8 protein-coding genes are annotated in these 11,494 nt (G+C 52.7%); 3 read left to right on the forward strand and 5 right to left on the reverse strand.

Annotated features, from left to right (window positions below; translation table 11 throughout):
* Nucleotide 1: 1 nt before the first annotated feature.
* On the forward strand, nt 2-628 hold the full coding sequence (locus ABD851_RS16280; protein WP_344981274.1) for a response regulator: 627 nt from the start codon (nt 2-4) through the stop codon (nt 626-628).
* A 28-nt stretch (nt 629-656) separates the two neighbouring features.
* Here ABD851_RS16280 and ABD851_RS16285 read toward each other — a convergent pair whose 3' ends face one another.
* Nucleotides 657-2,588: a DUF3857 domain-containing transglutaminase family protein gene (locus ABD851_RS16285; protein WP_344981276.1), complete on the reverse strand. Its 1,932-nt coding sequence runs from the start codon at nt 2,586-2,588 to the stop codon at nt 657-659.
* Complete coding sequence (locus ABD851_RS16290) at nt 2,585-4,576, reverse strand: transglutaminase family protein (protein ID WP_344981278.1); 1,992 nt, start codon at nt 4,574-4,576, stop codon at nt 2,585-2,587. The genes ABD851_RS16285 and ABD851_RS16290 overlap by 4 nt, the downstream gene beginning before the upstream one ends.
* A 153-nt stretch (nt 4,577-4,729) precedes the next feature.
* On the opposite strand from ABD851_RS16290, the gene ABD851_RS16295 reads away from it, so the two are divergent.
* Nucleotides 4,730-5,527: an NIPSNAP family protein gene (locus ABD851_RS16295; protein ID WP_344981280.1), complete on the forward strand. Its 798-nt coding sequence runs from the start codon at nt 4,730-4,732 to the stop codon at nt 5,525-5,527.
* 15 nt (nt 5,528-5,542) lie between these two features.
* On the opposite strand, the gene ABD851_RS16300 is transcribed toward ABD851_RS16295, so the two are convergent.
* The 3 genes from ABD851_RS16300 to ABD851_RS16310 form a co-directional block, all read right to left on the reverse strand.
* Entirely contained in the window at nt 5,543-6,007 is a 465-nt protein-coding gene (locus tag ABD851_RS16300) for a low affinity iron permease family protein (RefSeq protein WP_344981281.1), read from the reverse strand.
* Between the two features lie 78 nt (nt 6,008-6,085).
* Nucleotides 6,086-6,985 (reverse strand): glycerophosphodiester phosphodiesterase family protein, encoded by a 900-nt coding sequence (locus tag ABD851_RS16305; RefSeq protein ID WP_344981283.1) that lies wholly within the window; start codon nt 6,983-6,985, stop codon nt 6,086-6,088.
* A 38-nt stretch (nt 6,986-7,023) separates the two neighbouring features.
* Nucleotides 7,024-9,579 carry a phosphocholine-specific phospholipase C gene (locus ABD851_RS16310; RefSeq protein WP_344981286.1) on the reverse strand — a complete coding sequence of 852 codons (2,556 nt, stop codon included), beginning with the start codon at nt 9,577-9,579 and terminating at the stop codon, nt 7,024-7,026.
* Between the two features lie 153 nt (nt 9,580-9,732).
* Here ABD851_RS16310 and ABD851_RS16315 point away from each other — a divergent pair, with 153 nt between their 5' ends.
* Nucleotides 9,733-11,487 carry an ABC transporter ATP-binding protein gene (locus tag ABD851_RS16315; RefSeq protein WP_344981288.1) on the forward strand — a complete coding sequence of 585 codons (1,755 nt, stop codon included), beginning with the start codon at nt 9,733-9,735 and terminating at the stop codon, nt 11,485-11,487.
* Nucleotides 11,488-11,494 lie beyond the last annotated feature (7 nt).

An 11,494-nucleotide genomic window follows, 5' to 3' on the forward strand; every position in this document is an offset into this window, starting at 1 on the left:
TATGTCCATCCAGGTTTTTATCGTAGATGACCACCCTATGGTGGTCGCCGGCTTGCGGACCCTGCTGGGGCAGCTGGAAGATATTACAGTGGCCGGCACTGCGGGAAGCGCCTTTGAAACCATGCCGCTGCTGAAAAAACATACGGTCGATGTGTTGTTGCTGGACATCAATCTTCCGGATGTCAGCGGTATCGATCTTTGTAAAAAGATACACCGGGAATTTCCCGGCATAAAAATACTCGGCATCAGCACTTTCAGCGAGCGCAGCTATATCTCCCGCATGATCGGGAACGGAGCGTCGGGCTACCTCATCAAAAGCGCCTCGGCAGAAGAGATAGCCGGCGCCATCCGGACGGTCTTGCAGGGAAAACTCTACCTGAGCCTGGAAATGGAACATGTATTACAGCCTTCTGCAGCCCTGACAGCGGGGGTGCTGCCTGCGCTGACCAAAAGAGAAAAGGAAGTGCTGCAGCTGATCGCAGAAGGATTCACCAACAACCAGATCGCCGCACAGCTCTTCATCAGCCCGCTGACGGTAGACAGTCATCGGAAGAACCTGCTGATGAAGCTGGGGGTGAACAATACCGCTGCGCTGATCCGGCTGGCGATTGCTCATCATCTTCTCTGAAGCGGCCGGCGCTCCGTTGTCCTCATCTTCATTCCTTTTGCAAGATCAGCTTCTCCCGGTCGCCGTTATAGACCTGCTGCATGAAGCCCCGCAGGCTCTCGTAGCTCTCGCTGGGATAAGTACCTCCGCGGAGTGCAAAATTCCTGCAGTAGGTGATCCGGCCATCCGCTATCCGGCAGCTGGCATGATACTCGCCAAAGGCGTTTTTAACATCGATATCCGCCGGAACCAGCTCGGGATGATAATGTGCGGGAAGGGCATATATCAGGGTATCGGTTTCCGTAAAGCCGCGTGCGATATAAACTTTCCGGGTACGGTGATATACCCTGTCCGGCACACCACCCAGCCTGTTCACACTGTTCAGGGGCAGATACATCCTGTCTCCGCTAACCGTCGCATACCGGTCGCAGCGGATGTCGAATTGCTCCTTTGCAAGCGGCCGGGAAGTTTTTTCACGCGCTATGCCGTATCCGCTGATGATGCCGTTGGGAAAATCATACATCTGCCTCAGCTGTTTTTCGGCATCCTGTTGTCCCAGGTGATCCTGAAAATCGCGATCCTCGTAACACAGGCCGGTAAGCAAAGCGCTGACCTTTCCGGATAGGGCACAGCTGCTGTCCAGCGCAAAGCTGGCGGCATACTGCCGTCTGTTCAACGTATCGGCATAGGTTGGGGTATGGACCAGCACGCCGCCCGATTCGCTGCAGAGAAGACCATAACGGTCGTCGGTAAAATACCCGAGAAATCCGAAAGGTTCATTCCGGTCTGTACATTCCAGCCATATCGAATCCTTCCCCGACGGCACACAAAGGATGATATGATCGCCCTGAACCGGGCTGGCAAAATCTTCAAGATAGTCCTGCTTCTCATCTCCCGACTTTATCTCGGTATAATAAGCGGGTATGTCTGCTGCAGCCAGCAAAGCCTTCATATAGTTGACCAGTCCCTTGCAATCGCCATATCCCAGGCGGTCCACTTCTTCCGCGCGCATCGGCTGCATGCCCCCTATACCCATCTGCACACTAACGTACCGGCACTTGGACTGCATATAGGCATACAGCTTTCTTACTTTCTCTTCGGTAGAGGGAAGATCATTCGTCATCTCCCGGACTTTCTGCACCGTCTGCTCAGGCAGCTCATCCCTTCCCTGCAGCAGATGAATGGATACCCAACGGCCATATTCCTGCCAGTTGCGGATCGTTCCCTTTATGCCGTAATACGAAAACTGTACGGGCTCCGCCCAAAGCATGGGCAGGTATTTTCTGTCCGGCGGACTGTAGGGTTCGGTCCTGACGGCGGACAGGCCTGTCACTTCCCACACGTAGTGATGTTCACCCTTCTCCGTAAACTCGCGCTGCGCGGCTTTCAGGTTCAGCATCTTGAACCGCACCGGCAGGCTTTCGGGAGCAACAAGCGTATAAGAGCTTTTTTCGACGGCAACATGCGCATCGGGTATCGGGTACCAGCCCGGCAAGGTAAAGGACTGCTTCTTTTTCTGCTGGTATTCGTAAACAATCGTATAGGGATAATGGTTACTTCCGGGAGCCAGCGTCTTTCCACGCAGATCGTCAAAGAGCGAAAAGCCGTCCGCAACGCTTACATCTTCAAACTCTGATGTCTTGAACTTGTGAATCAGCTCTCCCTCGGCGTTGTATATGGAAGCGGTCAGGTTTTTTATCGGCTCTTTTTTCCGGTATTGGATGCCGATATATCCCATCTCCTTTCCCTGTTCCTTCAGGATGGTGATGACCCGGCGCTGCGTTATCCAGGTTTCGTTTTCGTCTTTTATTTCCACGGTGAGGGAAGCCTCACGGACGACGGCGTCCGCAAAAGCCTTCAGGGCCGGGGGGATACTTCCGGCATCCAGCTGCCCTCCCTCCTGTGCATAGCTGCGGCCGGAAGACAACAGCAGGAGCAACGGGATCAGCAACGCAATACAGCGCGATAACGACAGGTTCATTTTTGATTTTTTGCGAGGATAACATCCGATCCTTCCGCCTGGAGGATCCTGTTGTACAGCTCTTTAAGCGAGAAATATTCATCGGAGCTGTAAAGCGGTTTGTGCTGCATCAATATGCTGCGGACAATGGCCTGGTTGCTGAGACCGTCGCTTTCCAGCTGATAGCTGGCGCCGTTTCCGGCTAACATAAGACTGGTCTTTTCCGGGAGGGATACGATCCGGTAGCCGGCAGGGAATTTAAAGGTGAAGAACGTCCGGATATCCTCCGTAGCGCCGAAATCCACGGGATATTTCCGCTCCGGCGATTTAAACGGATTCTGCCGGAACTCCGGCATCACAAAGGGATGCAGCACCAGGCGGTCACCCTCCATGCTTACCGCGGAATCCATCTCCACCGAGAAGGTTTCGGTCAGCGGCTTGTGCAGGTCTTTCAGGTTTTCCGCATGATATCCGGTTATCCTGAAACCGGGCAGCTTCCCGCTGACCTTCTCCAGGTATTCGTCCTGTGAGGAAAACGAAGCCAGCGTCCTACGCTTGTCCACGGCCTTATATCCGTCGTACTGCAGGGTAATGGTTCCGCTGATCTTACCGGTGTCCGGGCTCATCTCCAGGTTTACATAGGTCATCTGCCGGAAGCCGGTGGCAGGTTTAAGATCGATCCATTCCGAGGGGCCGTCCTGCGGAAAACACCGTCCTTTGTCATTCAGGCATCTCAGCGGGATCATGCCAAAGGGCAGATAAGGATCGGAGGCATCCAGCAGATAGGTATCCTCCCCGGTTTTCAAACGCACGACCACCCAATTAAAATCAGTGATGACCGGAAAGAGTATGCTCGGCAACCCGTTTTCCCGGGTCGAGAGGGTAACAGGGTCTGCCTGCAGCCCGGCATAACGTAAGGCCGCTACCAGCGAGAGATTGATATCGGCCACATCGCCGCCGTGTCGTTCGAAAGCTTTTTTGAGTCCGTTCTCCGTAAACATGCCGGTATAGCCGTCCCATTTATACCAATGTTTTATAAAATCGTAGATCCACCTTGCCTTGGCCACATCCTCTGTCTTTGCATTTTTTATCGAATCGAGCCATCCTTCAAACAATCCGCCGGACCTCTTTAACTGTTTCCCGAAATCATCCTCGTTTTTCAGTTCATCATCCACATCGGACCATTTTTTGGTAATCTTATCCACATGCCCGTTAAAGGAATGGACTTCCGACAATTCGAAATGAACGGCGGAAAGGAAGTTGCTGCGGGCGGTCATATAATCCTCTTCCACAAAGGCGGGAACGCTGTCCATGCCAAGCTTGAGCAGGGAACAGTCCGCCTTGCCCCCGCCATAGGATATCAAGCAGTCCGAAACGCGGGAAGATTCGTTCCGCGTCAGCTTGTAAAAGCCCTGCAGCGTAATGTTGTACACAAAGTTGGCCGGGATCTGCGCCCAGTATTCGCTCCGGATCTTGGGGATATCCGACTGGAACTCCCAGGGCTTATAATTATATACATACGGAGAGGTAAAAATATAGCTCACATCGATGACGCTGCCCGGATGCACATCGGGCATGGTAAACTTTACCTGGTCGTAATACCGGTTTTTGTTCTCGGTGTAAACTCTTTTTTGGCTGAGCATGGTAGCCTTCCGCTGCCCGCCCACCAGGTTGAAAGTAGTGCCATAGATACCATGCACCTCTTCCTGATCCCCATTCTTTTCCGATTTACGGATGGGGATCACAAAGGTGGCGGCATCCACCCCTTTTTCATTGAAGATCTTTATCCGGACATGGTATTCGTGGATCAGTCCGTTGTCCTGGTCGTTAACGATATGGGTCCTGCCGAATTCGTTCAGGACAACGGCATTCGCGGTTGTATCCTTCTTGTAGGACGGCATTTCCAGCTCGGCATAGGTTGCGTCATCTCCGGGGAAATCCCCGTCCTGGGCATGGGCTGAAATAACGGTGAGAACCAGTAAGAGGCAGAGGGTAGCATATTTATTCATACACGGTTAAATTGGTTAAAGCGACTCTAAAGTAGGTATTTTAAATATCTTTATCAAATTATAAGTAACGGCTTCGAAGCAACAGGCGGAAATCTTAAAAATCAGTTCCCATAAAATTTTTATGCCGTATATTACAGGGCAAAACGAACCGACATGAAGAGCTCCATCCTGCGCAAAATACCCGGAAGGCTTTTTTATCTTTTTATGGTCTGCTGCCTCCTGATGTCATCGCATATATATGCACAGCAGAAGCTTTTTTACCAGCTGAAGGTATACCGTCTGAAAGACCAGGCACAGCAGGAGCGGGTGGATCATTTCCTGAAGACGGCGTATGTGCCCGCCCTCCACAAAGCAGGGATAAAGCAGGTAGGCGTATTCCGCTCCCTGGAAACAGATACTTCGGGTCCCCGGATGTACGTGCTGATCCCGTTTCATACGCTGGACGATCTGGTACAGCTGAACAGGACCCTGCTGCAGGACAAGACGTACCTGTCCGCCGGCAGCGATTATCTGAATGCCGCCTATGACCATGCGCCTTATGAACGCATGGAATCGATAATCTTAGAGGCTTTCCCCGGCCCGCCGCAACCCGTAAAACCGGAGCTTTCCGCTCCCATGCAGGAACGGATATATGAACTGCGCAGCTATGAAGGCCCCACGGAACAATACCATGCCAGCAAGATAAAGATGTTTACCGTAGGGAATGAGATCGGCCTCTTTAAACGCCTTAACTTCAACGGCATCTTTTATACGGAAGTAATATCGGGCAGCCACATGCCCAATCTGATGTACATGACCTCCTTCAACAATATGGAGGACAGAGAGAAGCACTGGAAGGCATTTTTCAGCGACCCGGAATGGAAGAAGCTCTCGGCCATGCCGGAATACCAGCACAACGTGTCAAAAGCAAACATCTTCTTCCTCCATCCGGCCGATTATTCCGACCTGTAAACGAAGCATTTTTATTCAGGCCTTCTTATCCCCGTCTTCTTCCGGAACGTCCTTATCGGGCTTTTCTTCCTCTATGGAATGGCTGGTCCTCAGGTCGTTCTCTTTTTTGGCCTTTTCGGACAGCTTCACATAAAACTCCTTCAGCAGCTTCAGCTCGTCCTCCGTCAGGTCTTCCACATCTATGAGCCGATTGCTCCCCGTTTTACTGGTGGCGATCAGCTCGTTCAGCTTCAGCTGCAGGGCCATGGTGTCCTTGTTCTGCGTCTGCTGGATCACGAATACCATCAGGAAGGTGATGATGGTAGTACCCGTATTGATCACCAGCTGCCAGGTATCTGAAAAGTGAAAGAGCGGCCCCATAGCGGCCCATACAATAATAAGGGCAAGGGCCGTAATAAATGCGGTAGAGCTGCCCGCTATCCGGGTCACGGCGGCAGAGAAACGGTCAAAGAAATTATTATGCTTATTTTTTCCAGACATGATGCTATCGTTTAGATTCTTCTAAAATTAAGAAAAAATCCAAATCGCAGCGCCGGTCAGGAAAACGGGATGACCGTGCTACAGCTGGGCATAGAGGTCCGGATAATCAGTGATCAGGCCATCCACCCCCATGGATTTGAGCTGCCGGATCTCCTCGAGCGTATTGGGCGTCCAGGGGATGACCAGCACGTCTTTTTCATGAAAAGCCTTGACCAGCTCGGGAGTAACGATCGAGAACTCGGGACTGAATATATCCGGCTTAAAGCCCAGCGCTGCAATATAACCGTCGGCCGTCTTTTTATCCTTATTCCCTACAAGAAAAGAAGTTTTCACCTGGGGGTATTTCTGATGCACTATCCTCAGCGCGCGTACGTCAAAGGACTGGATCATCGTGCGGGGCGCAATGCCTTTTTCGATGATGATACCCAAGGCCAGGTCAACATATTCTTCCAGGCTGGAATAATTCTTTCCGTCGCTCTTCGGACTTGTCTTCAGCTCGATGTTGTAATGGTTGACATGATGTTTCTCCGCGGCATAGGCTTCCACGGAATCGATCAGCACGCTCAGCAGCGGCCTGGCCACATGCATCTTCTGCTGCCGGGGAAAGGCCGGATAAGGCTTGGAGCCCACATCGTATCTGGCAATGCTGTCATAGGGCATATTATAAAGCAGGCGGCTCCGCCCGTCCTTTTTGCTCATGGTATCTCCCTGGGGCGTCAGGCAGAAATCGGCGTTGAAATAGGGATCATGCGAAACCACGATCTGCTTGTCCCGGGACATATACAGGTCCATTTCCAGCGTACAGTCGTAATCGATAGCATTCTTTTCAGAAGCGATCGTATTCTCCGGCATCAGTCCCCGTCCACCACGGTGAGCCTGTTTGTCAAAGCTGCCGGCATCCTTTTTGTCTGCCGTTCCGCAGGATGTAGCCATAATGAGCATCATGGAGGATGCAAGCAGGGAGTAATTCATTTTCATGGTAAGAAGGTTGTTTATATCGTAAAGTATACTGTTGCTTATGCATTTCCCATCGCCGGATCGGTATAGCTGTCTTCCCCGGTCTCCACATGGCCGGCAAACCGCCTCTCGAATTCATCGAAACCCGGCACCCTGAGGCTGAAATCATACCAGCCAAAGCTTTTTTCCAGGTTCAGGGGCAGGAGCAGCGCTCCTCCCCCGCCGGCGGCAAGGGATTTCCGGAGGTTCCCGGTTTTATAGCCATGGTCGGTGATCACTACCTCATAAGAACGGGAAGGGTGCAGGTTGGTCACCTGCAGAACCAGGTTTCCACTGGGCTTGCTGTCCGCATTCTTCCGGCGCTCGTATTCGCAGGCGATACGGATCTGCGGATCTTCCTGCCGGCCGCTGAACTCCCGGAAGAAGCCGTTGGGGCCGTAGACCCGCACATGGTAAATGCCGTTTTCGAACGCCGCCACCTCCCAACTGTCCGTCAGCCTGTCGCCCGCACTCACGGCATAGGAGCGGCTGCCGGTATTTTCAAAAACGCCTTTTCCGGTGTTGTATTTTCCCGGGAAGTAAACGTTGAACGGTGAACCCGCGGACCGCTTTCCAAAGAATTCATCGCGGGCCTCCATAGTGAGCTCAAACCGCTTTCCGCCTTCGCCCAGCTGCCCGCTGACATAGAGCTGGTAAGGCAGCGCGCAGGCCGGGCGCACCCCTTTCTCCTGCCGGGGCATCAGCGCAGAAGCGGAAGGACTGTTGTTGATACCATCGATCTCTTCTTTGGACAGGGGTCGGAAATCGTTCGGCGTCTTTTTAAATTTCGCGTTGTATATCTTTTCATAAAAAGGATCCTTTTCCAGGAAGGGAAGCTGCTCCCGGCCCCGGTCCTTATCTGCTTTAAATACAGAGGACAGGTCGCCCGTTATGGCACGCCGCCAGGCACTGATATTGGTTTCCCTGACGGGCTTGCCGAGCTTACGGCCCAGAAAGTCTTCCAGGAACTGCAGCGTGGAGGTATGGTCAAAAACCTGCGAGCATACCTTACCACCCCGGCTCCAGGGGGAAGCAATGAGCAGGGGTACGCGAAAGCCCAGCCCTACCGGCCCTTCCCTTGCCTCGTTTTTGGCCACGCCGCGGCTCAGCTCGCTGGCGCGCCGGATATACTCTACCCGGGTATCAAGACCGGGAGAGCATTTGCCGCTGGCGGGATTATCGGGATCCGGCGCCACAAAGGGAGGCACGTGATCAAAATAACCGTCGTTTTCGTCGAAGGTCACGATAAATATGGTCTTCTTCCATACCTCGGGATTCTTGGTGAGGATATCCAGTATTTCAGACAAATACAGCGAGCCGTACCATGGCGCGCTGGGATGGTCCGAAAAGTTCTGCGCACCGGCCAGCCAGGATACGGTGGGAAGCTTTCCGCTCTCGACGTCCTTCCGGAACTGATACAGCACATCTCCCTTGGGAACATCCAGCTGCCGTTTTTCGCCGTTCTCCTCATAGTTAAGCGTGGTCAGGCTATGATAATCGGGATCGCCGGCATTGGTGGAAAAAGCGTTCTCATAGAGATTCTTTTCTTTCCGGGACAGCTTGTCATAATTTTCGCGACTCCATTGTACCAGCTCCTGCCGGGCCTTGTCCAGCACTTCCTGCTTTTTCCGGATGGCAGTCTGTATTTTGCCGAAGGCCTGGTCGGTAGCGGAAAGCGACCGGAGCTTGTCCTGCAATGCCTTTATTTCTGCGGGCAGATCAACCGTCTGCTTTTGCAGGCTTTGGATGTAACGCGGAGAAAACTTTACATTAAAGTTGGCAAACCACTCCAGCGGATTACAGCCGAAGTTGGCGAGCCAGGCGCGTTGCCCCCGGTCAAACCCGCCGCCGCAGTCTATATCGTTCTGGTAAAACTTCCAGGAGATACCGTTCTCTTCCAGCCTTTCGGGGAAGGTCATCCAGTGTTCGGTGCCAAAGCTTTCGTCTTCATTCCGGATATAAGCCTTCGCATCCCCATTCTGTTCCGGCCGGATGGTGCCGGTCCAGAAAAAAAGACGGTTGGGCCGGGTAGAAGTCATCGCGGAGCAGAAGTTCTGATCGCAAACGGTGAAAGCATCCGCCATGGCATAATAAAAGGGAATGTCCTCGCGGGTATAATAACCCAGGGTCAGCGGCATTTCAGCAAACTTCTTATTGCGGACGCGCTTGGACTGCAGCCAGCGGTCGTACTTTCCCTGGTTGTTGGCATCTACCTGGCTGGAGCGGCTATGGGGCACCGAGCCCATCCAGGTGGCCTTTGTATTACGAATGTCAAACCGGAAAGGCAGATAAGTTTCGCCCGCGTCGTTGGTCTGCATCCACACAAGGTTTTTATCGGGAAGCGTAATGGCCCGCGGATCGTTAAATCCGCGCACGCCCCGCAGGGTACCAAAGCAATGATCAAAAGAACGGTTCTCCTGCATGAGGATCACCACATGCTCCGCATCCAGATAAGTGCTTCCCTCAGGCGGATTGATAGCCATTGCGCGTTGTATGGAAGCGGGCAATATACCGGAAAGTCCCGCTGCACCAGTCAGCAGGGCGGTTTTCTTGAGAAATTCCCTTCTTGTATCCATGATGCGGCCAAGTTAAAAACTTTCGCCAAAAGATCATATTTTTTTTAAGTTAATGACCATAGTCATTGCAGAAGGCGCCTGTAAGGAATACTGCATTGTATTATCTTACCCGTACTGGAATTTGTCGTATATTATCGCTATTTTCTGTTGCACATGGGTATACTCTTACGATATTTCAGGCCGCAAAGAGGATTGATCCTGCTGGCCCTTGCGCTGGCCGGGATAGCACAGCTGCTGAACCTGACAGACCCCGTCATTTTCGGAAAGATCATAGACAATTATGCAACGAATCCTGCAGGACTTACCCAGCAGGAGCGCGTAAGCGGCGTCTTGTACTGGCTGGCGATAGCCATCGGCATTGCCGTCGCCGCCCGGATAGCCCGGTCCTTCCAGGATTACTTCATCCGCCAGGCAGTTCAGCGGTTCGGCCTTCAGATCTTTAACGACGGATTGAAACAAACGCTTCGCCTGTCTTTCCAGGAGTTCGAAGATCAGCGCAGCGGGGAAACGCTTTCCCTGCTGCAGAAGGTAAAAACCGATACGGAAAGATTTGTGAATTCCCTCATCAATATACTCTTTTCCTCCCTGGTAGGGGTGGGTTTTCTGGTGTGGTATTCGCTCACCAAAAACTGGATGCTGGTGCCCGTCTTCGTTATCGGCATAGCGGTACTGGGATCGCTTACCGGGCTGCTGAGCAAGAAGATCAAGACGGTGCAGCGGGCCATCAACCGGGAAACCTATCAGATGTCCGGTGTGATCACCGAGTCGCTGCGCAATATTGAGCTTGTAAAAAGCCTGGGGCTTACTTTTTCCGAAATACGGCGGCTGAAGGTGCAGACCCGACATATCTATGATCTGGAAATGAGCAAGACCAGGCGGGTGCGTACGCTTTCCTTCCTGCAGGGAACGGCGCTTAACCTGCTGAAGCAATCCATCCTGTTCATCCTGCTCTGGCTGATCTTCCACGAGGTATTGAGCACAGGAGAGCTCATCGCCATGCAGTTCATTTCCACGGCCATCTTCGGCCCCTTGCAGGACCTGGGGAATATCATCCTGAATTACCGGGAGGTGGAGGCCTCCGTCTTTAACTTCGACCAGCTCATGCAGCGACCGGTGGAGCAGCGACCGGAAAACCCCGTAAAGATCGGCCCGCTGGAAAGCATTTGTTTTGAGGACGTGGTATTCCGGCATAAAACCTCCGTCATGAATGCGATAGACGGCATATCTTTCGAAGTCAGGCTGGGAGAGACCATTGCCTTCGTGGGCCCATCCGGCTCAGGGAAATCCACCCTCGTCAAGCTCCTGGTAGGACTGTACCGGCCCGTTGGGGGAAATATTCTGTTCAACGGCATTTCCGCTTCCGAAATCCGTTACAACGCGTTGCGCCGGCAGATCGGCTTTGTTACCCAGGACACCCAGCTGTATGCTGGCACGATAAAAGAAAATCTGCTGTTTGTAAAGCCGGACGCTACGGACATGGCCATTGCCGAAGCGCTGGACAGAGCCGCCTGCACCTCCCTGCTGGCCAGATCGGAAAAAGGTATAGACACCATGCTCGGAGAAGGCGGCATGAAATTATCCGGAGGCGAAAAGCAGCGTATCTCTATCGCGCGGGCGTTGCTCCGGGATCCCAGGCTTCTCATCTTTGACGAGGCCACATCGGCGCTGGATTCGCTCACCGAAGACGATATTACGAATACCATGCGGGACGTATCCCTCAGCAGGAAACAGATCACTATCCTGATTGCCCACCGGCTGTCGACGATCATGCATGCAGACCTTATCTATGTGCTTGAAAAAGGAAAGATCTCGGAAACAGGATCCCATGCCGAGCTCTTGTTACGGAAGGGACTATACTATGCTATGTGGCGGCAGCAAGTAGGCGAAAGAAGATACTCTTCTCCATAGTAGATGA

This window comes from Compostibacter hankyongensis (assembly GCF_039541075.1).
GTDB lineage: Bacteria > Bacteroidota > Bacteroidia > Chitinophagales > Chitinophagaceae > Compostibacter > Compostibacter hankyongensis.